Here is a 22,663-nt window from a genome sequence, read left to right as displayed (position 1 = left end):
TCGGTACTGCGGCCCGGCGGTCACACTCACGTGACACGGCGCGACCGGGCGATCACTGCCGATCGGCTCCACCGACGGCCTCGTCCACGAAAGGCCCCAGAAGAGCGCCCAGATCCTCGGCGACGTTGGCCTCGGATTCGGGAGGCATCGAGATGTAACTCATAGCGAGACGCACGATGGCGCGGCTGAGGATCCCCGCGTCCGACGGGTTCGCCCGCACCCAGCCCCGCTGGAACACCTCGGCGAGCCGCGTCGACGCCCGCTCGATGATCGGCGCGCTCTCGGTCGTGATCAGCCGCAGCAGGTCGGGCTTGGTCTCGCCGCGCAGAAGTGACTGCACCAGAGGGTCGGACAGGCTGGCCGCGAAGAACGCGGTGAAACCGGCGAGCAGCGCGGCGCGGCCCTGCCCGACGTTCGTCACCAGCGCCTCGTCGACCGCGTCGACCAGTTCGTCGGCGAGCCGGAGGGCGTACGCCTCCGCCAGGCCCTGCCGGGACTTGAACTCGTTGTAGAGCGTCTGCCTGCTCACCCCGGCGCCGGCCGCGACATCCGACATCGTGATGTCGGACCAGTCCTTCTCGAAGAGGAGATCCCGCATCGCGTCCAGCACCGACTGACGCAGCAGCAGCCGCGCAGCCTCCTGATAGGGCACCCGGACACGCGACGAAGTCATGGCGACGACCTTAGTGCCCCGCTTTCGCCGCACCGTAATCCGGGCGGCTCCGCTCGTCCGGGGAGTCGTCCCAACGAATTACGGCGCCGCGCCGGCGCGAGGCGCCGAATTCTACTGCACCCCAGCCGGACAACCTTCAGCGCCTCAGACCTCGCCGCGGCTGCGCCGCTCCATCATGGAGTGACGGCGGCTGTAGGCGAAGTAGATGATCACACCGATCACCATCCACACGACGAACCGGATCCACGTCTCGACGGACAGGTTGACCATCAGCCACAGGCAGGCGAGAACCGCGAGGATGGGCACCACCGGCACGAACGGGACCCGGAATCCGCGGGGCAGGTCCGGGCGGGTGCGACGCAGCACGATCACACCGATCGACACGAGGACGAACGCGAACAGCGTTCCGATGTTCACCATCTCCTCGAGGGTGCCGATCGGGAAGACACCCGCCAGCACGGCCACGACGACACCGACGAGCACGGTGATCCGAACGGGGGTGCCGTGCTTGCCGGTCGGCGCCAGCCGCCTCGGCATCAGCCCGTCCCGGGACATGGCGAACAGCACACGGGTCTGCCCGAGCATCAGCACCATCACCACGGTGGTCAGGCCGGCCAGTGCACCGAACGAGATCAGGTTCTTCGCCCACGTGATCCCGTGGATGCCGAAGGCGGTGGCCAGATTGGAACTGTCCCCGGCCAATTCGTGGTAGTCGACCATGCCGGTGAGCACCAGCGTCACCGCCACGTACAGGATCGTCACGATCAGCAGCGATCCCAGGATTCCGCGGGGCAGCGCCTTCTGCGGATCCTTCGTCTCCTCGGCGGTGGTGGCGACGATGTCGAACCCGATGAACGCGAAGAACACCAGGCTGGCCGCCGCGAGCAGCCCGTACCAGCCGAACGTGCTGCCGCCCGCGCCCGTGACGTAGGAGAACAGGGACTGGTGGATGCCCTCGCCCGTGCTGCCCGCCTCGGACGGCGGAATGTACGGCGAGTAGTTGTCGGGGTCGATGTAGAACGCGCCGACGACCACGACGACCAGGACGACGGCCACCTTGATCGAGGTGATCACGAGTGAGACGCGCGACGACAGCTTGGTGCCCGTCGCCAGCACGACGGTGATGATCGCGACGATGAGGACCGCACCCCAGTCGAATTTGACGGAGCCGATCTGCGCGATCGGCGAATGGTTGCCGATCACCTCACCGAGATAGAGCGACCAGCCTTTCGCCACGACCGACGCGGCGAGCGCGAATTCGAGGATGAGGTCCCAGCCGATGATCCACGCGACCAGTTCACCGAACGTCGCATAGGAGAACGTGTACGCGCTGCCCGCGACCGGAACGGTCGAGGCGAACTCCGCGTAGCAGAGCGCGGCGAGGCCGCACGCGATGGCGGCGATGACGAACGCAGCCGACACGGAGGGACCCGCGACGTTGCCCGCGGTGCGCGCGGTGAGCGTGAAGATGCCGGCACCGATGACGACGGCGACACCGAACACGGTCAGGTCCCACGCCGTCAGATCCTTGCGGAGTTTGGTTTCCGGTTCGTCGGTGTCACGGATCGACTGCTCGATCGACTTGGTGCGGAACAATCCGGTCGGCCTGCCGCCGATATCCGGTCCTCCGCTGCCTTTGTCCTGGATGGCCACATCAGCCTCCTCAATCGAAAGTTGCCGTTCAGCCTATGCCTTCGGTCGCCCGGAACAGGTCGGGTTCGATGTAGATGCGGCGAGCCGCCGGGACGGCGCCCCGCACCCGCGCCTCGGCCTCGTCGATGGCCTCGGCGATCGCACCGATGTTCGAACCGGGGGCCATCGCCACTTTCGCCGCCACGAGGATTTCCTCGGGCCCGAGGTACTGCGTCTTGCAGTGGATGACGCGCTCGATCTTCTCGCCGTCGGCGAGGGCGGCGAGAATTTTCGCCTCCTCGTCGGCGGTGGCGCCTTCACCGATCAGCAGGCTCTGCATCTCGACGATGAGGATGATCGCGATGACGCCGAGCAAGGCGCCGATGCAGAGGGTGCCGACCCCGTCCCACACCGGATCGCCGGTGAGCATCGTCAGTCCGACACCGCCGAGCGCGAGGACGAGACCGACCAGTGCGCCGGTGTCCTCGAGCAGCACGACGGGTAGTTCCGGGCTGCGCGACGTGCGGATGAATCCCCACCAGCTCGCCTGCCCCTTGAGCGGACGCGACTCCCGCATGGCGGTGAGGAAGCTGAACCCCTCGAGCGCGATGGCGATCACCAGGATGACCACCGCCACGAGTGGCGACGACAGTTCCTCGGGATGCTGGATCTTGTGGATGCCCTCGTAGATCGCGAACAGCGAACCGAGGCTGAACAACACGAGCGCGACGACGAAGGAGTAGAAGTAGCGGCTGCGCCCGTAACCGAACTGGTGCAGATCGTCGGCGGCGCGTTCGGCCTTCTTCTGGCCGAGCAGGAGCAATCCCTGATTGGAGGTATCGGCCACCGAGTGCACGGATTCCGCCAGCATGGACGACGAGCCGGTGATCAGGAAGCCGGCGAACTTGGCCACCGCGATACCGGCATTGGCGCCGAGCGCGGCGAGAATCGCCTTCTTTCCCCCATGAGCCGACAACTGACTCCTCCTCTCGGTCGCACACGACCCTCACGGCGGGCCGCGGAGGCCTTCCCGGATCGCAGGGCGCTCACAGGCTACGCGATCGGGGAGCCGACCCTCGCACTGAACAACTGGGCGCACTCGGTGCCTGCCGTCACCACCACTTCGGGGTCCTCGGCCGCGATCCAGACGGCGTTTCCCTGGGAGAGTTCGAGGCCGTCGGTTCCACACCGCAGCTCCACCGAACCCGAGGTGCACAGCAGAATGTGCGGCCCCTCCGAATCGAGCCGGTGCTCCGCCGGGCCGTCCGGTGACAGGTCGATCCGCGCGAGGACGAATTCCGGCGCAGGCGTCGAGTACACGAATTCGCCACCGCCAGGACGCACCTGCGCCTCCAGGATGGGAATATCGACGGTGTCGAAGTCGAGGACCCGCAGCAACTCCGGAACGTCCACGTGCTTCGGCGTCAGTCCCCCGCGCAGCACGTTGTCGGAGTTGGCCATGATCTCGACCGCCATCCCGTGCAGGTAGGCGTGGAGGTTGCCGGCATCGAGGTACAGACCCTGCCCCGGTTCGAGGGTGACCCGGTTCAGCAGGAGCGCGGCGAGCACACCCGCATCCCCCGGGTACACCTCGCTCAGTTCGAGGGCAGTGCGGACCTCGGCCGCGAATTCACCGTCCCTGGTGTTCGACAGGTAGTCGACGCATCCGTCGAGCACCCTCGGCATCAGCGCACCGAGCACGGGCTGCGGCAACGTGATCCACGTGGTGAACAGCGCGCGGAGTCCGTCCGAGTCGGGTTGGCCGGCGATCAGGCCGGCGTAGGGCTGCAGTTCCGGAACGGCGATCGCCTCGAGCAGTTTGACCGTGCGCTGGGGGTCGCGGAAACCGGCGAGCGCGTGGAACCTGCTGAGGGCCACGACGAGTTCGGGTTTGTGGCTGGCGTCCTTGTAGTTGCGCACGGAGGACTCGAGGGGGATTCCCACCTCGTTCTCCCGGGCGAATCCCTCCCACGCCTGCTCGGCGCTCGGATGCGCCTGCAACGACAGCGGTTCCTCCGACGCGAGCAGCTTCAGGAGGAACGGGAGGCGTTCGCCGAACGCCTCGACACTCCGCTTGCCGAGCTGGCGTTCGGGCTCCGAGTGCACCAGATCGAGAAGAGACCGGGGCCCCTCGTCGGTGATGACACGGGCCGGGTCACCGGGGTGCGCGCCCAGCCACAGTTCCGCCTCCGGATGTGCCGTGGGAACCGGAAGTCCGCGCAGCTGTGCGATGGCGGTGCGCGATCCCCACGCGTAGGACCGGAGTGCACCTTCGAGTCGGTGCACTAGATACCGCCGATCAGCTGTAGATACGCGGCCGTCATGTCGAGCCTGCCGACCAGGACCGCCGCCTGTTCCAATTCGGGGCGCTGCGAGGGGACCGGCCCCTCGTCGGACGACGCGACGACGAGGTCGACGTCGCCGAGGACCGCGATCCGGCGTTCGACGAGCATCCGATCGGCATCGGCCGACAGCACGAATGTGCGGACCGGGCTCGCCGGCGGCGGACCGTCCAGTTCGGGATCGTGGAAGATCGAGTCGTGCGCGGAAAGCGCCTGGTCGACGCGGAACGTGCCCGCCGCACTCAGCACGTCCGGAAGCTCCGACGCCGTCGCCACGCGCCCGGCGTGCAGCAGCGCCTCGGCGCCGTGGCGGGCCAGCTCCACCGTGCTCTCCGTGTCTCCCGTGAGCACGATGCGGCGTCCCTGCATGCGGGAGGCCAGTGATTTCGCGGGGTTGTGGAACACCTCGCTGTCCGGCCGGTCGCGGAGCGCCTCACCGTCGACCGCGTCGGCGAGTTGCTCGAGGTCGGGAACCTCGTCGCCCCAGCGTTCCGAACCGACCACCCGCAGGACGGCCAGCAGAACCGCGAAATACCGCAGCAGACCGTGCCGGGTCAGTGCCCGGACCCGCGGCGCGAACATGACCACGCGGCCCGCCCCTGCCGCCTGTAAAGGTCCCTCGTCCGGTGCCGCGACCACCACTTCGGCGCCGCGGCGCACCGCCGCGTCGATTGCCTGCACGAGCCTGGGGTCGCCCGCGTCGTCGCCGGCCACCACGACCACGTCGAGCGGGCCCACCCAGACGGGCGTCCGGGTGGCGCGCACCAGCGGGAATCCGATCCGTTCGGCGAGGACCGCCGTCAGGATCCCGGCCCCGCGGCTGGCCCGCCCCGCGCCGGTGACCACCACCACGCTGCGCGGACGCAGCCCCTGCAGTCGTTCGAGAGCCCCTTCCTCGACAGCGGACCGGGTGGCCCTGATCTGGGCACCCCCCATTGCGGCGGAACGTAGTACGCCCTCGGTGTCGGCGGAAACCAGTGCGTCCCCGTCGTCCAGATCGAGCAGGGGCGTCGGCGCTGTCATGACACCGCACCCCCTTTCCTCATCAGTGCAAGCCACATTCGCAGCACGAGCAGAACCTTGTTATTCCAACTATGGCAGTCAGGCTCGGACGATGCCCAATATCTCGGTAACGAGTGCATCTACGTCTGCCGTCGTGGGCGCTTCGACGTTGAGTCGCAGCAGCGGTTCGGTGTTGGAGGCGCGCAGGTTGAACCATGAGTCGCCGTTCAACTCGACCGTGACCCCGTCGAGCCGGTCGACGCCCGCGGTGCGATCGGCGAACGCCGCCACCACCGCGTCGGTCCGCTCGGCGGCGTCCGCGACCGTCGAATTGATCTCCCCCGACGCCGCGTACCGCTCGTACTTGGCCATCAGTTCGGACAGAGGATGGTCCTGCTCCCCCAGCGCCGCGAGGACATGCAGCCCGGCGAGCATGCCGGAGTCGGCGCCCCAGAAATCGCGGAAGTAGTAGTGCGCGGAGTGCTCGCCACCGAAGATCGCGCCCGTCTCGGCCATCTGCTGCTTGATGAACGAATGCCCGACCCGGGTGCGCACCGGGTGTCCACCCAGTTCGGTGACCAGTTCCGGCACGGCGCGGGAGGTGATCAGGTTGTGGATGACGGTGGCGCCCGGCTCCTTGGCCAGCTCACGCTCGGCGACGAGGGCCGTCACCGCGGACGGCGACACCGGGTTGCCGAGCTCGTCGACCACGAAGCAGCGGTCGGCGTCGCCGTCGAAGGCCAGACCGATGTCGGCACCGGTCTCCCGGACATACCGCTGCAGGTCCACCAGGTTCGCCGGGTCGAGCGGATTCGCCTCGTGGTTCGGGAACGTGCCGTCAAGCTCGAAGTACAGCGGCTGCAGTTTCACCGGCATCGGCTCGAACACCGCGGGGACGGTGTGCCCGCCCATGCCGTTGCCCGCGTCCACGGCCACCGTCAGCGGCCGGAGGTCGGACAGGTTCACCAGGCCGCGGACGAAACTCGCGTACTGATCGAGCACGTCCTCCTCGGACACCTCGCCCACGGCGCCGTCGTACTCGGGAACCCCGTCGACCACCTCCGCGGCGATCGCGGCGAGGCCCGTCTCCTGCCCCACCGGCTTGGCGCCCGCGCGGCAGAGCTTGATGCCGTTGTACTTCGCCGGATTGTGGCTCGCGGTGAACATCGCACCGGGGCAGTCGAACAGTCCCGAAGCGAAATACAGCTGATCGGTGGACGCGAGTCCGATGAGCACGACGTCCAGGCCCTGCGCGGTGACACCGTCGGCGAACGCGCGGGCGAGTTCCGGGGACGACGCACGCATGTCGTAACCGATCACGACCTTCGTGGCGCTCTCCTCGCGGACGAGTCGTGCGAATGCGCCACCCACGTCCTGCACGAACGCGGCGTCGATGAGTTCACCGACGACACCCCGCACGTCGTAAGCCTTGATCACGGCATGTACGGACTCGGCTGATCGCGCCACTTCTGTTTTCTCCTTTACGAGCACCAGTGCTGGCGCAAGCCTAATGCCTGCCCGTCGCGGGCACGGCACGCAACGGACCGCAGGCCCGGGACGAGCTGGGACGTCAGTTGGCAGGGTCGGGAAGAACCCGCAGGTGGCCACGCCGCCCAGTACGGGCCGGGCCGGGCGAGGTGCCGGTTTCGGCGCGCTCCTCGGTGGACACGGCCCGCTCGGACCGTCCGCGATCGCCGAGGCCCGCCTCCCGCACGGCCTCCGCCAGCGCGGTCAGATCGTCCTCGTCCGGGGTGCTCGACGAAAATCCACCCTCGTACCGAACCAGTTCCCAGCCCTTGGGTGCAGTGATCCTCGACGCGTGCGTTTCGCACAGATCCCACGAGTGCGGTTCGTCGACTGTCGCGAGAGGGCCGACGACGGCGGTGGAGTCCGAGTAGACGTACGTGAGCGTCGCGACAGCGGGGTTCTTGCACCCGGGGCGGCAGCATCGACGCAGAGATCTCACAGCTAGAAAGCCTAGCCCCACGAAGGCCCCACACCTACTCGGACACACCGACAGTGTCCGGCTGTCGTAATGTCCACTCCATGTCCAGAGCACGACGCAGGCGTCCCGTCACCACCCGATCCGTCGACCGACGGGGACGTGGGATCCGCGGGTCCGTGTTCCCGCCCGACGCGCCGGCGCGACGCAGCCGCGCGGAGAAATTCGATCTCGTGGTTCTGGAGGCGTTCGCGCCGATCGACTCACGCTGGCGTGAACGCCTCACGAAGTTGGACATCGCCGTCGACGAAGTCCCGAAGATTCATGCGCTCGACCCGGATTCGGTCAACTGGCCCGCCGAGGTCGTGGCGGACGGGCCCGTGCCACTGTCCCGGTTGATCCCGGCAGGCATCGACCGGCACGGATCCACGACGCGGGCGCGAGTCGTCCTGTTCCGGCGACCGCTGGAACAACGCGCCAAGGATCCGGACGATCTCACCGACCTGGTGCACGATGTGCTCGTACAGCAGGTGAGTACATACCTCGGAGTCGAACCCGAGGTCATCGACCCGGACTTGCCGGGCGATGAGGACTGACTAGACGATCCCCCGCTTCAGGCGCCGGCGCTCACGCTCCGACAGGCCACCCCAGATACCGAACCGCTCGTCGTTGGCCAGTGCGTAGTCGAGGCATTCGTCCCGCACCTCACAGCCGAGGCAGATGCGCTTCGCTTCCCTGGTGGATCCTCCCTTTTCGGGGAAGAAGGCCTCAGGGTCGGTCTGCGCGCACAGCGCGCGTTCCTGCCACTGGTCCTCGATGGTGTCGAACAGTTCGTCGAAACCGGTCACCAGACTCAACGCCGGGCGGGGGCCCGCCGTCTCGACTTCCTGCGCGACGAGTTCCGGCACAGGAATTTCTTTCACACTGCTTTCTTGCACACTGATTTGTTCAACGCTGATTTGTTGCACACCGTCTTCTTGCACACAGACTTCTTGAACACAGACGCCGTCCGCTGCGCCTGCTTCGGAATTGGTCTGCGGTTCGTCGCTTACTGTGCTCCAGCGAGTCTCCGACTCGAGCTGCTCATTGGGCATCGTTCCGCCTCCTCACCTGTGATAGCGCAGAAAATTTCGATTGATCATGTACCCCGAACCGAACACCCCTGCCACCCCGTTCGAACATCCGTTCGAATTGATCCCCGCTGCAAGTGATTCCACGCCCGCAACGTTGGAATGACATATTTGTGATTAGACACGCCCAGCGTGTCGCGGTCAAGCTAACCGCAAAAAGTCGATTACTATTTCGCGCCCTCGAATCACCCTGGGGAAGCAGCCCACCGGACGCCGGCGGCCACCGCCTAGGCTTACACCGTGAACGTGACTGTATTGGTTGGCGGGGTCGGTGGGGCCCGGTTCCTGCAAGGGGTGCGGCGGTTTCTCGGCGTTGATGCACCGGATGGTGCGGGTTCGTCGCATCGGATCACGGCGGTGGTCAATGTCGGTGACGATGTGTGGATGCACGGGTTGCGGATCTGCCCGGACCTGGACACCTGCATGTACACCCTCGGCGACGGTATCGACCCGGTCCGGGGGTGGGGTCATGCCGGTGAAACCTGGAATGCGAAGGAGGAACTCGCCGCGTACGGGGCGAAGCCGGAGTGGTTCGGGCTCGGGGACCGGGACATCGCGACCCACCTGATCCGCACCCAGATGCTGCGGACGGGGTATCCGTTGTCGGCGGTCACCGAGGCGCTCTGCAACCGCTGGCAGCCGGGTGTGACGTTGCTGCCGGTCACCGACGATCGTAGTGAAACTCACGTGGTGATCACCGACCCGGAGGACGGGGAGCAGCGGGCGATCCACTTCCAGGAGTGGTGGGTTCGGCACCGCGCGCAGGTCCCGACGCACAGTTTCGCGCACATCGGCGCCGAGCAGGCGGCCCCCGCCCCGGGGGTGCTGGAGGCGATCGAGGGCGCCGACATCGTGTTGCTGGCGCCGTCGAATCCGGTGGTCAGCGTCGGCGCGATCCTGGCGGTGCCGGGGATCCGGGGGGCGCTGCGCACCACCACCGCGAAGGTGGTCGGGGTGTCCCCGATCATCGGCGGGAAACCGTTGCGCGGCATGGCCGACGAATGTTTGGACGTGATCGGGGTGGACACCTCGGCGGAGGCGATCGGGCGCTGGTACGGGGCGCGCAGCGGGACGGGGATCCTCGACGGGTGGCTGGTCCACGACACCGACACCGCCGACGTCCCCGGGGTGGCGGTGCGGGCGGTGCCGCTGCTGATGAGCGACCCGGACGCGACCGCCGCGATGGTGCAGGCGGCCCTGGACGTGGCCGGGGTGACGCTGTGAGCGCACCGACCGGCGGGGAACGGGTCGATCACGCGCCGGGCGGGGCGATCGAGATCCTGCCGGTGACCGGGTTGCCGGAGTTCCGGCCCGGCGACGACCTGGCCGCCGCCATTATTGCGGCGGCCCCGTGGCTGCGGGGCGGTGACGTGCTGGTGGTGACCAGCAAGGTGTTCTCGAAGGTCGAGGGCCGGATCGTGACCTCCCCCACCGATCCGGAGGAGCGGGACGCGGCCCGCCGGCGGCTGGTAGAGCAGGAAGCGGTCCGGGTCGTCGCCCGGAAGGGCCGGACGTTGATCACCGAGAACCGGTTGGGGATCGTGCAGGCCGCGTCCGGGATCGACGGTTCGAATGTGGAGGGCTCGGAACTGGCGTTGCTGCCGGAGGATCCGGACGGCAGCGCCCAAAGGTTGCGGGACGCGATCGGGGTGGCGCTCGGCGTCTCGGTGGCGGTGGTGGTCACCGACACGATGGGGCGGGCGTGGCGCAACGGGCAGATCGACGCCGCGATCGGTGCGGCCGGGGTGCCGGTGCTGCACGGGTACGCCGGGGCCCGGGACTCGCAGGGCAACGAACTCATGGTGACGGAGGTCGCGGTGGCCGACGAGATCGCCGCGGCCGGGGATCTGGTGAAGGGCAAGCTCGGTGGGGTGCCGGTCGCGGTCGTGCGGGGTCTGGGCCTGGTCGACGACGGGTCCCGGGCGCGGGATCTGATCCGGGCCGGTGAGGAGGACCTGTTCTGGCTCGGTACCGCCGAGTCGATGGAGCGGGGGCGGGCGGAGGCGGTGCTGCTGCGCCGCTCGGTCCGGGACTTCGCCGACGATCCGGTCGACCCGGGTGCGGTGCGGGCGTCGATCGCCGAGGCACTGACCGCCCCGGCGCCGCATCACACCCGGCCGGTGCGGTTCGTGTGGGTCCGCACCCGCACCGTCCGCGAGGAGTTGCTGACCGCGATGCGGGAGCGGTGGCAGGCCGACCTGACCGCCGACGGCATGAACGTGGAGGCGGTGGCGGCGCGGGTGGCGCGGGGGAACATCCTGTTCGACGCGCCGGAGGTGATCGTCCCGTTCTGCGTGCCCGACGGTGCGCACCCCTATCCCGACCCGCGTCGGCGGGCGGCGGAGGCGACGATGTTCACCGTCGCGGTCGGTGCGGCCGTGCAGGGGCTGCTGGTGTCGTTGGCGACCAAGGGAATCGGCAGCTGCTGGATCGGTTCGACGATCTTCGCCGCCGACACCGTGCGCGGTGTCCTCGACCTGCCCGACGACTGGGAACCGCTCGGCGCGATCGCCGTCGGCTACCCCCTCGAACCACTCACACCCCGCAGGCCCGTCGACCCCGGCGACGCCCTCATCGAGAAATGACCCCCACACGATGAGCGCCGAATCACTGCACCGCACCGCGACTGCCGCACTCGAGGGCTGGAAGACGCTCGACGAGAACGACGAATCGTTGCGGCACACCATGCTTGCGTTCCTCGCATCCGCGCCGCTCGGGTGCCTACGCGAATACGCGCCCGGGCACATCACGGCCTCCTCCCTCGTCCTGGACGAGGGAGGATGTCACGTGCTGCTCACCCTGCATCCCCGGGTCGGCCGGTGGATCCAATTGGGTGGGCACTGTGAGCCTTCCGACGACACCGTCGTCGACGCCGCACTGCGGGAGGCGTGCGAGGAATCGGGGATTCCCGACCTGCGGATCGACCCCGAACTGCTGTCGGCGCACACCCACCCGATCACGTGCTCACTCGGGCAGCCCACCCGGCACCTGGATCTCCGGTTCCTCGTGCGTGCGCGTGCCGGCGCCCACATCGTGCGAAGCTCCGAATCGACGGATCTGCGCTGGTGGCCGGTGGACGCACTGCCTCCGAACGCGGAGAAGTCCACGATCGACCACCTCGTGCACCTGGCCGGACTGCGCTAGGGGCGCTGCACCTCTCACACGTCCGTGCTGAACCGCACCCCGCCGTCGGGCAGCGTCACGCCCGGCCACACCCGGGCCCCGCGCAGCAGTTCGCATCGGGCACCGATATCGGCCCCGTCACCGATCACCGCGTCCCGCACGAGGGCCCGCGGACCGATGCGCGCACCGAATCCGATGATGGACCGTTCGACGGTCGCACCGGCCTCCACGACGGCACCGTCGAAGAGCACCGCGCCGTCGAGTCGTGCGCCCGCACCCACCTCGGCGCCGCGGCCGACGACGGTGCCGCCGATCAGCAGTGCGCCGGGGGCGACGCCCGCACCCGGATGGACGAGCGATTCGCCGCGGGGACCGTCGAGCGCCGGCGAGGGAGCGATGCCGCGCACCAGATCCGCCGAACCGCGCACGAAGTCCTCGGGAGTGCCCATGTCGCGCCAATACGACGAGTCCACGTGTCCGTAGACGCGGGCGTCACCGGCGAGCAGCGACGGGAACACCTCACGCTCCACCGACACCGGACGGCCCTCGGGAATCTGTTCGATGATCTCGCGCTTGAAGACGTAGCAGCCGGCGTTGATCTGGTCGGTCGGCGGATCCTGCGTCTTCTCCAGGAAGGCGGTCACCCGGCCGTCGGAATCGGTGGGCACACAGCCGAACGCCCGCGGATCGCCCACCCGCACGAGGTGCAGCGTGACGTCGGCCTCGCGCGTCCGGTGCGTGTCGAGGATCGCTCCCAGATCGGTGCCGCCGAGGACGTCGCCGTTGAAGACCATCGCGTGGTCCCCGCGTAACTTCGGCAGAACGTTGCGGATGCCGCCACCGGTGCCGAGCGGTTCGGTCTCGGTGACGTAGTCGATCTCCAGTCCCAGCTTGGAACCGTCCCCGAAGTACTCCTCGAAGACCTCCGCCTTGAAGGACGTGCCGAGCACGACGTGCTTGATCCCGGCCGCCTCGATCCGCGCCAGCAGATGCTGGAGAAACGGCAGACCCGCCGTGGGCAGCATCGGCTTGGGCGCCGACAACGTCAGAGGGCGAAGCCTCGTTCCCTTACCGCCGACCAGCACCACGGCATCGGTCGTCTTCTCAATTGCCATCTGTCTTTCCCCCCTCGTTATGGTTTCTGCGTCGTTCCCGGACCGCGGCAGCCACGGCGATCTTCGACCGCACCGCCAATCCTCCCCGAAGTGCCCACCGCAGCGGCGCCTGCCACCAATGGGGATGGCGATCGGCCTGGAACCGGTACGCACTCTGATGGTGGGCGGGCAGCATCAGTTCCGGATGCTTGCCCGCGGCGTGCCCCTTCGCGTGGGTGACCTCGGCCGAGGGCACGTAGACGTTGAGCCACCCCGCCTTGCCCAGGCGGTCGCCGAGGTCGACGTCCTCCATGTACATGAAGTAGCGGGAATCGAAGCCGTTGATCGAGTCGAAGGCGACGCGCCGCATCAGCAGGCACGAACCGGACAACCAGCCGACGGACCGCTCGCTGACGGACTCATTCTCCTGGCGGTAACCGGCAGTCCACGGGTTGGACGGCCACACCGTGCCCAGCACCGCATGTCCGGCACCCGACACGAGGTCGGGGACCTGGCGCGCCGACGGGTAGATGCTTCCGTCGGGTTCCAGAACGAGAGGTCCGAGCGCCCCCGCCCGCGGCCAGCGCTCGGCGGCCGCGAGGAGAACGTCGATCGATCCGGGCGCCCAGCGAACATCCGGATTGGCGATGACGACGAACTCGATGTCCTCGTCGATCTCCGCCACAGCCCTGTTGATGGCACCGCCGTAGCCGATGTTCCCGCCGGTGCGCAGCAGGCGCACGTGCTCGTGGGCCGCGTCCGCGGCCTCGGGGGCGCCGTCCGTCGAACCGTTGTCGGCCATCACGACCTGCGGATCTTCTTTCGTCGCCTCGGCGAGAGTGCCCAGGAATTGCTCCAGATGCTCACCTGGCGAATAGGTCACCGTCACCACGGCCAGCTTCGAACTCACGCGGGCAAGCGTAGCCGTTGAAAGGGGGTCCCTCTCACACCGCGGCATGCAGAGCGGCGCGCAACGCGTCTCGCCACGGCCGCAACGGGGTCAGCCCGGCGTCGGCCCACGCGCGGCCGGACAGCACCGAGAACGCCGGTCGCGGGGCGGGGCGCACGAACTGGGCACTCGTGCACGGGTGCACGCGCTGCGGGTCGGCACCCGCCTCCTCGAACACGGCGCGCGCCAGGTCGAACCAACTCGCCCGGCCCGAGTTGGTGGCGTGCAGCACCGATGCGTCGATGTCGCTGCGCCCGGCCAGTTCGAGCAGCCCGTCGGCCAGGTCGCCGGCGAATGTGGGCGAGCCCACCTGGTCGTCGACGACGTCGACCGTGTCACGTTCGCGCTCGAGTCGGCGCATGGTGGAGACGAAATCGGAACCCACCCCGCTGTACACCCAGGCGGTGCGCACCACGTGCGCGGACGGAAGCGCAGCGTGGACGGCGCGCTCGCCGGCCAGTTTGGTGCGTCCGTAGGCCGTCGCGGGACCGGTCGGGGCGTCCACCTCGTACGGCGTGTCGCCGTCCCCGGCGAACACGTAGTCGGTGGAGACGTGGATCAGCCGGGCACCCACCCGGGCGCACGCCGCCGCCAGGTTCGCGGGACCGTCCTCGTTCACCGCCCGCGCGGTGTCCTCGTCCGACTCCGCCGCGTCGACCGCGGTGTACGCGGCGCAGTTGATCACCACCGAACCGGCCTCGACCTGGGCGAGCACCGCGTCATGGTCGGTGATGTCGAGCTCGTCCGACCCCACACCCCGGGCCGGAATCCCACTTGCCTCGGCTCGTCGGAGGAGGTGTCCACCCAGCTGCCCCCGGGCGCCGGTCACAAGGATGTTCGTCACGGCGCCCAGTCTGGCACGCCGATCCACGCCTCCCTGCTCCAGCCGCGGCGACCAGTAGCCTGGTTTCCGTGTCACACGAGCAACCCGCACCAGACGCACCCCCGAGCACCGCTCGGCGGCCGATCCACATCGCTGTCGCGGTGCTGTCGGTGCTCGCACTCGTCGTCACGGGATTCGCGTGGCGGAGCATCGACTCGCTGCGCAACAATCTGGCAACCGCGGGGGGTCTCGGACTCGGCGGAAGCGCCGACGGCGCCGTCGACATCCTCATGGTCGGCACCGACAGCCGCACCGACGCCCACGGCAACCCCCTCTCCCAGGAGGAACTCGACTCGCTGCGCGCCGGCGAGGAAGTGGCGTCCAACACCGACACCATCGTCCTCATCCGCGTCCCGAACGACGGCAGTTCCGCCACCGCCATCTCCATCCCCCGCGACTCCTACGTCGACGTGCCGGGCATCGGCATGTCGAAGATCAACGCCGCCTACGGGGCCACCAAGGAAACCGAGAGGCTTAAGCTCGTCGAGGACGGAGCCACCGACAAGGAGGCCGAGGAGGAGTCGACGAAGGCAGGCCGCGAGGCCCTCATCCAATCGGTGGCAGACCTCACGGGCATCACCGTCGACCACTACGCCGAGGTCGGGCTGCTCGGGTTCGTCCTCCTCACCAACGCGGTCGGCGGCGTCGACGTCTGCCTCAACGAACCGGTGGACGAGGACATGTCGGGCGCCCACTTCCCCGCCGGTGAGCAGTCGCTGAAGGGTGCGGACGCACTGAGCTTCGTCCGCCAGCGCCACGACCTTCCCCGCGGCGACCTCGACCGCATCGTGCGCCAGCAGGTGTTCATGGCGTCCCTCGTCGGCAAGGTGCTGTCCGCGAAGACCCTCAGCGACCCGGGCAAGCTGAACGAACTCAGCGGCGCGGTGCAACGCTCGGTCGTGCTCGACGACGACTGGGACATCATCGAATTCGCCACCCAACTGCAGGACCTCGCCGGCGGCAAGGTGCAGTTCGAGACCATTCCGGTCGCGGACCTCAACGGCATGACCGACTACGGCGAGTCCATCGTGGAGGTCAAGCCGAAGGACGTGAAGAAGTACGTGGCCGGTCTCGTCGGCGAGGAGCCCGCCGACTCGGAGGACACCACCACCACCACCAAGTCCGAGACGCCCGACATCGACACCTCCACCGTCACCGTCGACGTCGCGAACTCGAGCGACGTCGGGGGTCTCGCGAACGGTGTGGCCGACGCCTTGACGTCGCTCGGCTACGGCCAGGGTGAGATCGGTAACTACACCGGCAAAGCGGTGAGCGAGACCACCGTCTTCGCGCATTCCGCGGACGACGACAGCGCCAAGGCGGTCGCGGCCGCACTCGGCGGGCTCCCCACCGACACCGACTCGACGCTGCCCGAAGGCTCGGTCCGGGTGGTGCTGGCCGGTGACTATCAGGGGCCGACGTCCGCCGAGACCATCAGCACCACCTCGTCGTCCGAGTCCTCGGAGACAGGCCTCGAGCCCGTGTCCACGGGAGGAACGACCCCCACCCCGGCACCGCCCGGCCCGCCCATCGATGCCGGCTCGTCGGGCCCGCGTTGTGTGAACTAGAAAACGAGAGACGGACTGTGTCCATGAACCATGCGTCCCGCACGCTGACCGACGCCCTGCTCGACCCGATCCTGAAGAACGACCCGGCCGGACCGCGCGTCACGTTCTACGACGACGCGACGGGCGAACGGGTCGAACTCTCGGCCCTCACCCTCGCCAACTGGGCGGCCAAGACCGCCAACCTGCTGCGCGACGAATTCGCCGTCGAGCCCGGCGCCCGCGTCGCCGTGCTCCTGCCCGCGCACTGGCAGACCGCCGCGGTACTCCTCGGCGTCTGGTGGGCCGGCGCCGACGTCGTACTCGAACCCGACGCGGACGCCGAGATCGCCCTCGTCTCCGCTGCGCACCTGAGCGACGTCGAGGACGTCCCGGAGGTCGCGGCGCTGTCGCTGGACGCGTTCGGCCGCCCCGTTCCCGACCTTCCTGTCGGCATCACCGACTACGCCACCTCGGTGCGCGTTCACGGCGACCAGTTCCGGCCGACGGTCGCGGGACCCGCACTCGCAGGCAAGAGTGTCGACGACGTTCTCGCCGCGGCACTGGCCTCCGCCGAGACGCATGGGATCACCGGCTCCGACCGGGTGCTGTCCGTCGAGGCGTGGGACTCCCCCGACGCCCTGATCGACGGTCTGGTGGCCGTTTTCGCGGCCGGCGCGTCACTGGTGCAGGTCACCAACCCCGACACCGCGGCTCAGGCGAGGCGCGTGGACACCGAGAAGATCACCCGTCAGCTGTCCCGGTAGCCACCGTCCGCGAGGCCCGCGGCGATCTCGAACCTGTTCCGGGCACCGCGGTGTCTCGACTCCTCGAACAGGTACCGCAGCGCGAAGGTCCATCCGTACGTCGCCCACTGGTCGGCGTGGACCGCTTCGTGTCGCAGCAACGATCTCGCCGGTTCCTTGCCGGTGAGAAACGCACCGCCGATGGTCGTCCCGCCGCGCGCGTACCCACCGCGCATGCCGCTGCACACGAACAGGCCGAACTCGTCGTCGAACGCAATGCGCGCACCCCACAGCCGGGCATACGCCAACGCCAGCCGGGTGATCGCCGCCGACTGTGGATTCCCCCGCGAAGCGCGGATCATCGGCACCCCGTGGCTACGTTTCATGTGCGCAGGATAAGCGCTCGCGGCAGGGTTCATCCACAACCTCACGCCGCGGGAATCCCGCGCAGCACCATCGCCTCCCGGTGCCGGAGCGGCCGCTGGCTACGGCTCTACCGCCGCGACCTCGCACCGCGTTCGGTGTCGACGGCGACTCTGCTTCCGACGGTGTCCCCCGCCCAGGCGCTCTTCGACTGCGCCGTCGTCATGCCCGAGCGAGATGTCGCATCACTCGTCGACGCCGAGCTGAATCGAAGCGTCGATCCCGACGAGTTCCGTGACCTCTGCCTCACCCACCGCGGTCGGCATGGGACGCCCGCAGCGCAGCGACTCCTGCGGCACGCTTCCCTCCGCGCGGCGTCGGAACCCGAGCGCGTACTCGGCCGCGAGCTCAGCCTTCGCGGATTCGCACTCGCACCCAACCTGCCGATCGGTCCGTACGTGGGTGATTTCGTGGACGAACGTGCGCGGATCGTCGTCGAGGTCGACGGCCGCGAATTCCACAGTGAGCCCGACGTGTTCAGAGACGACCGTCGGCGTCAGAATTGGCTCGTCCGGGAGGGGTGGATGGTGCTCCGCTTCGCGGCCTACGACGTGCTTGCCCATCCCGATACGATCGCCGACGAGATTACCGCCGCCGTGAACTGAGCCGCCACTCGTTGGACTCCGAGGACTGTTCCGGCCCCGAGAGAGCGAAGAGTGGCGGCTCAGTACGAAATCAGCCCAGCAGTTTGTCGCGGAGGGCCTGATCCTTGCCCAGGACCATCTTCTCGAGCCCGTCCTGGAATGAAACCATCTGCTGCTGCAGGGCGGGGTCGGCGGCACCGAGGATGCGGACGGCGAGGAGGCCGGCGTTGCGGGCGCCGCCGATGGACACGGTCGCGACGGGGACGCCTGCGGGCATCTGCACGATCGAGAGCAGTGAGTCCATGCCGTCGAGGTACTTCAGCGGGACGGGTACACCGATGACGGGCAGCGGGGTGGCCGATGCGACCATGCCCGGCAGATGGGCGGCGCCACCGGCGCCGGCGATGATCACCTGGATGCCGCGGCCTGCGGCGTCCTTCGCGTAGTCGAGCATGCGCTGCGGTGTGCGGTGCGCGGAGACGACACCGACCTCGAAGCGCACCCCGAATTCGGCGAGCGCCTCGGCGGCGGCCTCCATGGTGGGCCAGTCGGAGTCGCTGCCCATGATGAGCCCGACCTGTGCGCCCTGCCGTGCTGCCGTGTCACTCACCGTGTACATCCCATCCGTCGGTCCATTCAGCGTGCGAGAGCCAGTGTGCGGCGCGTTCGGCCCGCTCACGGACGCGTGCCACGTATTCGCGGTCGTCGATCGAGCCCGGCCCGCCGACGATGTTCACGTGACCGATCTTCCGGTCCTCACGTTCACCCTTGCCGTACAGGTGGATCTTCGCGTCGGGCATCCGCGCGAAGAGGTGGTGGACGCGTTCGTCCATGCTCATCTCGGGCGCGGTCGGCGCGCCGAGGACGTTCGCCATCACGGTGATCGGTGCGAGGGGTGTGGTGTCGCCGAGCGGGTAGTCGAGGACGGCGCGCAGGTGCTGCTCGAACTGTGAGGTGCGGGCGCCGTCCATGGTCCAGTGACCGGAGTTGTGCGGACGCATCGCGAGTTCGTTGACGACGAGCGTGCCGTCGGTGGTCTCGAACAGTTCGACGGCCATGGCTCCGACCACACCGAGTTCGGACGCGACGCGGAGCGCCAGTTCCTCGGCGGCCTCGGCGACCGAGTCGGGCAGCGCGGGGGCGGGGGCGAGGACCACGGCGCACTGTCCGTGGCGCTGCACGGTCTCCACCACCGGCCACGTGGCGCCCTGGCCGAACGGTGACCGCGCCACCATCGCGGACAGCTCACGCCGCATCTCGACCTTCTCCTCGACCAGGAGGGAGACCCCCTTGTCGAGTTGCTGGGTGACGATGCGCTCGGCCTCGTCGGAATCGTCGGTGATCCACACACCGCGGCCGTCGTATCCGCCGCGGACGGCCTTGATGACGACGGGCCAGCCGTGTTCGGCGCCGAACTTGACGACGTCCTCGGCCCAGGTAACCTCCGCGAACGCCGGGACCGGTGCGCCGAGTTCGCCGAGCTTGCGGCGCATCGCGAGTTTGTCCTGCGCGTAGATGAGCGCCGTCGGCGGCGGCTGCACGTTGACGCCCTCGGCGACGAGGACGTCGAGGTGCTCGGTGGGCACATGCTCGTGGTCGAAGGTCAGCGCGTGTGACCCGACCGCGGCCCTGCGGAGCGCGTCGAGGTCGGTGTGGCTCCCGAGGACGACGTCGGGGCTCACCTGCGCTGCGGGTTCGTCGGCGGTGCCGGAGAGCACCCGCAGTGTCTGGCCGAGCGCGATTGCGGCCTGGTGGGTCATTCGCGCGAGTTGGCCGCCACCGATCATCGTCACGACGGGTTGCCCGGCGGTCAGATCGCGGGGTGTCGTGGGACGCGGTGTGGAGTCAGAGTTGCCGGTCACGGGTCACTAGTTTGTCACGTCCGGTGCCGGGTTCCGCCGCCGAGGTCGCCGGGCCGGAGTTTCTGTGATTCTCCTGATGATCTCGCCGCCAATTGGTGGTATCCGGTCCGACTTTCGTAAACTCATCCGTTGTGTCATTTGTCGACGGCGTCCTTGCACGCGTTCCCCAGCCTTTCCGGGCTCTCGCGTTGCGCCATCACGAACTGATCAAGTTCGCGATTGTGGGCGGCACCACCATGATCTTCGACCTCGCGATCTTCTATTCGCTGAGCCTCACGATCCTCGAAGAGAAGCCGGTGGTCGCCAAGGTTCTGTCCGGAATTCTCGCGACGGTCCTGAGCTACATCCTCAACCGCGAATGGTCGTTCAAGAACCGCGGCGGACGGGAACGCCATCACGAGGCCCTGCTGTTCTTCACGATCAGCGGAGTGGGTGTACTCCTCGCCGCCGCGCCCCTGTGGATCGCCAACAACGTGTTCGACATCCGCGAGACGCAGGACAACCTGACCACGCTGGTGATCGTCGACTTCGTGCTCAACTACATCATCGGCAACCTGCTGCAGATGGTGTTCCGTTTCTGGGCCCTGCGACGGTTCGCGTTCCCCGACGAGAACGTGCATCTCATCGATCCGGATCTCGTCGACCCGGATCTCGTCGACGAGGCCGCCGAGGAAGAAATCGGCCAACCCTGACCGTCAGCGCGGTTCCCGGATCCCGGTGACCCGCGTCGGCACGTGCTCGCGGGCGATGGGAACGAAGATCGCGAACAGGGCCGGACGGCGACGCTGCAGTTCCAGCCGGCCACCGTCGGCCTCGATGAGCGCACGGGCCAGCGCCAGGCCCACACCGGTCGAACCGGCCCCCGAGAAGCCGCGGTCGAAGATGTGCGGCGCGAGGTCGTTGCTGACGCCGACACCCTCGTCCGACACCTCCACGCACACCATTGCCTCGCGCGGCGACAATTCCTTGCCCGGCGCCCTCTGATTCTGTCCCTGGATCAGGCGCACCGAGACCGTGCACGTCCCCGCCCCGTGCATGAGCGCGTTGTCGACGAGGACCGCCACGGCCTCGCGGAGCCGGGAACCGGTAGTCGACGCCATCACGTTCGTGTCTCCGCGCAGCAGCAACTCGCGGTCGACGTCCTCGAACGGCCGTTTCCAATCCGCGATGACCACGCTGAGCTCCCGGATCACCGACACCTGGGTCTCGGTGCCGCTGCTGCGGGAGGAGCGGACCAGTTCGTCGATCGCGACGGTCAGCCGGTCCACCTGCGCCATCGCCTCGTCGGCCTCGACGACGACGGCCGGATCCGGGTGCACGGACAACTCGTCGAGCCGGAGGCGGACGGCCGTGAGTCGGCTGCGGAGCTGATGGGAGACGTCGGCGACGAGTGCGTGCTCGCGCTGCAACCGTCCCGCGATCTCCACGGTCGCCGAGTCGAGGACGTCGGAGACGCGGTCGAGTTCGGGGATGCCGTGGCGCCGGACGTCCGGCCGGAAGTCGCCCTCCGCGAGCCGGGCCGCCCGGTTCGCGACGTCCCGCAGCGGGTCGGCGAGCCGCTTCGCCGTGACGTACGCCACGACGGTGCCTGCGGCGATGGACACGAGCACCAGGAGCGCGACGGCACCGACGGCCTGGCGTTGCTGGGTGCGCATCTCGTCGGACGGCACCTCGAGGCGGAGCGAACCGGACGTGCCCATCGCGAGAGATTCCACGAGCGGCGACTGCACGGACGATTCGCCGATGTCCACCCGCGCGGCGCCGTCGTCGATCGTCGGATATACCACGACCAGGCGGCCCCCGGCGGGCGTCAGCAGTCGCAGGGAGTTCGTGTCGAGGTCGCCTTCGACGACGCCGTTGACGCCCTCCTGCGTGATGATCTCCGTCGCCATGCGATCCAGCCGGACCTGCAGGTCGCTCCGGTTGAAGTCCTCGACCCACAACCAGGCCGTGTAGATCAGCGGCACACCGAGCAGCAGCGCCGTGAGGATCACGACTGCGAGGATCGACTGGAGAATTCTGCGGCGCACTACCCCGCCTAGTCGGTGTTGATGCGGAAACCGACGCCGCGGACCGTCGCGATGCGACGCTCGGCGGCGGGGCCCTCGTCGCCGATCTTCCGGCGAAGCCACGACATGTGCATGTCGAGGGTCTTCGAGCCACGCAGTTCCACGTCGCCCCACACTTCCGCGAGGATGGTGTCGCGCGACACCACCTGTCCCGCGTGTTCGAGCAGCACCCGCAGAAGCTCGTACTCCTTGTTGGCGAGGGCGATCTCGGTTCCGTTCACGAGCACCCGGCGGGCCGCCGGCTCGAGCCGGATGCCCCCGACCTCGACGACGGAATCCTCGCCGCCGCCGCGACGGCGCAGCAGGGCACGCACCCGGGCCATCAACTCCGCCAACCGGAACGGCTTGCCCACGTAGTCGTCGGCTCCGGCGTCGAGTCCGACGACGAAGTCGACCTCGTCGGTGCGCGCGGTGAGCATGAGCACCGCCAGTTCCGAACTGTGGGCACGCACTTGCCTGCACACCTCGAGCCCGTCCATCCCCGGGAGTCCGAGGTCCAGGATCAGCAGGTCGTAGGCCCCGTCGAGCGCCTGCTCCAGCGCTGCCGGGCCGGTCTGCTCGATGGTGACGTCGTATCCTTCCCGGCCCAGTGCCCGCGACAGCGGGGCGGCGATGGCTTCGTCATCTTCGGCAAGCAATACAGCAGTCACCTCCACAGCGTACGG

At 68.5% G+C, this 22,663-nt stretch carries 24 protein-coding genes; 8 read left to right on the top strand and 16 right to left on the bottom strand.

The annotated features are described in order from the left end of the window. Window positions 1-52: 52 nt before the first annotated feature. The 7 genes from I1A62_RS41920 to I1A62_RS41890 all read right to left on the bottom strand — a co-directional run bounded on the left by I1A62_RS41920 (window position 53) and on the right by I1A62_RS41890 (window position 7,615). On the bottom strand, window positions 53-673 hold the full coding sequence (locus tag I1A62_RS41920) for a TetR/AcrR family transcriptional regulator (RefSeq protein WP_124390385.1): 621 nt from the start codon (window positions 671-673) through the stop codon (window positions 53-55). 144 nt (window positions 674-817) lie between these two features. Next, the gene (locus I1A62_RS41915; protein ID WP_124390386.1) at window positions 818-2,326 is read right to left on the bottom strand and encodes an amino acid permease; all 1,509 of its coding nucleotides are present in this window, start codon (window positions 2,324-2,326) and stop codon (window positions 818-820) included. A gap of 28 nt (window positions 2,327-2,354) precedes the next feature. Next, complete coding sequence (locus tag I1A62_RS41910; protein WP_124390387.1) at window positions 2,355-3,281, bottom strand: cation diffusion facilitator family transporter; 927 nt, start codon at window positions 3,279-3,281, stop codon at window positions 2,355-2,357. A gap of 77 nt (window positions 3,282-3,358) precedes the next feature. After that, a complete protein-coding gene (gene manA, locus I1A62_RS41905; protein ID WP_124390388.1) occupies window positions 3,359-4,591 on the bottom strand; it encodes a mannose-6-phosphate isomerase, class I in 1,233 nt (410 codons plus the stop codon). Continuing rightward, entirely contained in the window at window positions 4,591-5,670 is a 1,080-nt protein-coding gene (locus I1A62_RS41900) for a tobH protein (protein ID WP_206005395.1), read from the bottom strand. The genes manA and I1A62_RS41900 overlap by 1 nt, the downstream gene beginning before the upstream one ends. Before the next feature lie 78 nt (window positions 5,671-5,748). Continuing rightward, a complete protein-coding gene (locus tag I1A62_RS41895) occupies window positions 5,749-7,116 on the bottom strand; it encodes a phosphomannomutase/phosphoglucomutase (RefSeq protein WP_219458003.1) in 1,368 nt (455 codons plus the stop codon). Between the two features lie 103 nt (window positions 7,117-7,219). Next, window positions 7,220-7,615, bottom strand: coding sequence for a DUF3499 domain-containing protein (locus tag I1A62_RS41890; protein WP_087556708.1), 396 nt, complete (start codon window positions 7,613-7,615; stop codon window positions 7,220-7,222). An 80-nt stretch (window positions 7,616-7,695) separates the two neighbouring features. Here I1A62_RS41890 and I1A62_RS41885 point away from each other — a divergent pair, with 80 nt between their 5' ends. Then, window positions 7,696-8,187, top strand: coding sequence for a metallopeptidase family protein (locus I1A62_RS41885; protein WP_015890079.1), 492 nt, complete (start codon window positions 7,696-7,698; stop codon window positions 8,185-8,187). Here the strand turns inward: I1A62_RS41885 and I1A62_RS41880 are convergent, their stop codons facing one another. Further along, window positions 8,188-8,448, bottom strand: a complete 261-nt coding sequence (locus tag I1A62_RS41880; protein ID WP_167372239.1) for a WhiB family transcriptional regulator — start codon at window positions 8,446-8,448, stop codon at window positions 8,188-8,190. It lies immediately after the preceding gene. A gap of 513 nt (window positions 8,449-8,961) precedes the next feature. On the opposite strand from I1A62_RS41880, the gene cofD reads away from it, so the two are divergent. From cofD to I1A62_RS41865, 3 genes are read left to right on the top strand one after another with little or no spacing between them, the layout of a single operon-like run. Further along, window positions 8,962-9,945, top strand: a complete 984-nt coding sequence (cofD, locus tag I1A62_RS41875; protein ID WP_219458001.1) for a 2-phospho-L-lactate transferase — start codon at window positions 8,962-8,964, stop codon at window positions 9,943-9,945. Continuing rightward, entirely contained in the window at window positions 9,942-11,306 is a 1,365-nt protein-coding gene (locus I1A62_RS41870; protein ID WP_219457999.1) for a coenzyme F420-0:L-glutamate ligase, read from the top strand. The genes cofD and I1A62_RS41870 overlap by 4 nt, the downstream gene beginning before the upstream one ends. A 10-nt stretch (window positions 11,307-11,316) precedes the next feature. Further along, window positions 11,317-11,865, top strand: a complete 549-nt coding sequence (locus tag I1A62_RS41865) for an NUDIX hydrolase (protein WP_015890075.1) — start codon at window positions 11,317-11,319, stop codon at window positions 11,863-11,865. Window positions 11,866-11,879: 14 nt separating this feature from the next. Here I1A62_RS41865 and I1A62_RS41860 read toward each other — a convergent pair whose 3' ends face one another. The 3 genes from I1A62_RS41860 to rfbD are packed head-to-tail and all read right to left on the bottom strand — an operon-like array spanning window position 11,880 to window position 14,731. Continuing rightward, window positions 11,880-12,959, bottom strand: a complete 1,080-nt coding sequence (locus I1A62_RS41860; protein WP_124390393.1) for a sugar phosphate nucleotidyltransferase — start codon at window positions 12,957-12,959, stop codon at window positions 11,880-11,882. Continuing rightward, window positions 12,949-13,848 carry a glycosyltransferase family 2 protein gene (locus I1A62_RS41855; RefSeq protein WP_219457997.1) on the bottom strand — a complete coding sequence of 300 codons (900 nt, stop codon included), beginning with the start codon at window positions 13,846-13,848 and terminating at the stop codon, window positions 12,949-12,951. The genes I1A62_RS41860 and I1A62_RS41855 overlap by 11 nt, the downstream gene beginning before the upstream one ends. A 34-nt stretch (window positions 13,849-13,882) precedes the next feature. Continuing rightward, window positions 13,883-14,731, bottom strand: a complete 849-nt coding sequence (gene rfbD / locus I1A62_RS41850) for a dTDP-4-dehydrorhamnose reductase (RefSeq protein ID WP_124390395.1) — start codon at window positions 14,729-14,731, stop codon at window positions 13,883-13,885. A gap of 122 nt (window positions 14,732-14,853) precedes the next feature. Between rfbD and I1A62_RS41845 the strand changes: the two genes are divergently transcribed. Together I1A62_RS41845 and I1A62_RS41840 are read left to right on the top strand one after the other, a co-directional pair. After that, window positions 14,854-16,338, top strand: a complete 1,485-nt coding sequence (locus tag I1A62_RS41845) for an LCP family protein (RefSeq protein ID WP_219461709.1) — start codon at window positions 14,854-14,856, stop codon at window positions 16,336-16,338. A gap of 23 nt (window positions 16,339-16,361) precedes the next feature. Then, complete coding sequence (locus I1A62_RS41840) at window positions 16,362-17,081, top strand: TIGR03089 family protein (protein WP_124390396.1); 720 nt, start codon at window positions 16,362-16,364, stop codon at window positions 17,079-17,081. Here the strand turns inward: I1A62_RS41840 and I1A62_RS41835 are convergent. Continuing rightward, on the bottom strand, window positions 17,066-17,446 hold the full coding sequence (locus tag I1A62_RS41835) for a hypothetical protein (RefSeq protein ID WP_124390397.1): 381 nt from the start codon (window positions 17,444-17,446) through the stop codon (window positions 17,066-17,068). The two genes, I1A62_RS41840 and I1A62_RS41835, sit on opposite strands and share 16 nt — an antisense overlap. A 162-nt stretch (window positions 17,447-17,608) precedes the next feature. Here I1A62_RS41835 and I1A62_RS41830 point away from each other — a divergent pair, with 162 nt between their 5' ends. Continuing rightward, a complete protein-coding gene (locus I1A62_RS41830) occupies window positions 17,609-18,088 on the top strand; it encodes an endonuclease domain-containing protein (protein WP_257890673.1) in 480 nt (159 codons plus the stop codon). Between the two features lie 70 nt (window positions 18,089-18,158). Here the strand turns inward: I1A62_RS41830 and purE are convergent, their stop codons facing one another. Together purE and I1A62_RS41820 are read right to left on the bottom strand one after the other, a co-directional pair. Then, complete coding sequence (purE, locus tag I1A62_RS41825) at window positions 18,159-18,686, bottom strand: 5-(carboxyamino)imidazole ribonucleotide mutase (RefSeq protein ID WP_219457995.1); 528 nt, start codon at window positions 18,684-18,686, stop codon at window positions 18,159-18,161. Continuing rightward, the gene (locus tag I1A62_RS41820; RefSeq protein WP_124390399.1) at window positions 18,670-19,929 is read right to left on the bottom strand and encodes a 5-(carboxyamino)imidazole ribonucleotide synthase; all 1,260 of its coding nucleotides are present in this window, start codon (window positions 19,927-19,929) and stop codon (window positions 18,670-18,672) included. Before I1A62_RS41820 ends, purE begins: the two co-directional genes overlap by 17 nt. Window positions 19,930-20,060: 131 nt before the next feature. Between I1A62_RS41820 and I1A62_RS41815 the strand changes: the two genes are divergently transcribed. Further along, on the top strand, window positions 20,061-20,621 hold the full coding sequence (locus I1A62_RS41815; protein WP_192581743.1) for a GtrA family protein: 561 nt from the start codon (window positions 20,061-20,063) through the stop codon (window positions 20,619-20,621). Window positions 20,622-20,624: 3 nt separating this feature from the next. Here I1A62_RS41815 and I1A62_RS41810 read toward each other — a convergent pair whose 3' ends face one another. Then, window positions 20,625-21,959: a HAMP domain-containing sensor histidine kinase gene (locus I1A62_RS41810; protein ID WP_124390400.1), complete on the bottom strand. Its 1,335-nt coding sequence runs from the start codon at window positions 21,957-21,959 to the stop codon at window positions 20,625-20,627. Between the two features lie 8 nt (window positions 21,960-21,967). Further along, window positions 21,968-22,648: a response regulator transcription factor gene (locus I1A62_RS41805; protein ID WP_025432276.1), complete on the bottom strand. Its 681-nt coding sequence runs from the start codon at window positions 22,646-22,648 to the stop codon at window positions 21,968-21,970. Window positions 22,649-22,663 lie beyond the last annotated feature (15 nt).

The sequence above is a fragment of the Rhodococcus sp. USK10 genome, from assembly GCF_019378875.1.
In the GTDB taxonomy this organism is placed as follows: domain Bacteria; phylum Actinomycetota; class Actinomycetes; order Mycobacteriales; family Mycobacteriaceae; genus Rhodococcus_F; species Rhodococcus_F pseudokoreensis.
This window is presented reverse-complemented; position numbering and strand designations above follow the sequence as displayed.

What these genes read in the sequence shown, in the direction of transcription:
- I1A62_RS41865 (WP_015890075.1), top strand. Translation starts at nt 11,317, where the DNA reads ATGAGCGCCGAATCACTGCACCGCACCGCGACTGCCGCACTCGAGGGC.
- I1A62_RS41900 (WP_206005395.1), bottom strand. Translation starts at nt 5,670, where the DNA reads ATGACAGCGCCGACGCCCCTGCTCGATCTGGACGACGGGGACGCACTG.
- I1A62_RS41835 (WP_124390397.1), bottom strand. Translation starts at nt 17,446, where the DNA reads ATGAAACGTAGCCACGGGGTGCCGATGATCCGCGCTTCGCGGGGGAAT.
- I1A62_RS41920 (WP_124390385.1), bottom strand. Translation starts at nt 673, where the DNA reads ATGACTTCGTCGCGTGTCCGGGTGCCCTATCAGGAGGCTGCGCGGCTG.
- I1A62_RS41860 (WP_124390393.1), bottom strand. Translation starts at nt 12,959, where the DNA reads ATGGCAATTGAGAAGACGACCGATGCCGTGGTGCTGGTCGGCGGTAAG.
- purE (WP_219457995.1), bottom strand. Translation starts at nt 18,686, where the DNA reads ATGTACACGGTGAGTGACACGGCAGCACGGCAGGGCGCACAGGTCGGG.
- I1A62_RS41840 (WP_124390396.1), top strand. Translation starts at nt 16,362, where the DNA reads ATGAACCATGCGTCCCGCACGCTGACCGACGCCCTGCTCGACCCGATC.
- I1A62_RS41885 (WP_015890079.1), top strand. Translation starts at nt 7,696, where the DNA reads ATGTCCAGAGCACGACGCAGGCGTCCCGTCACCACCCGATCCGTCGAC.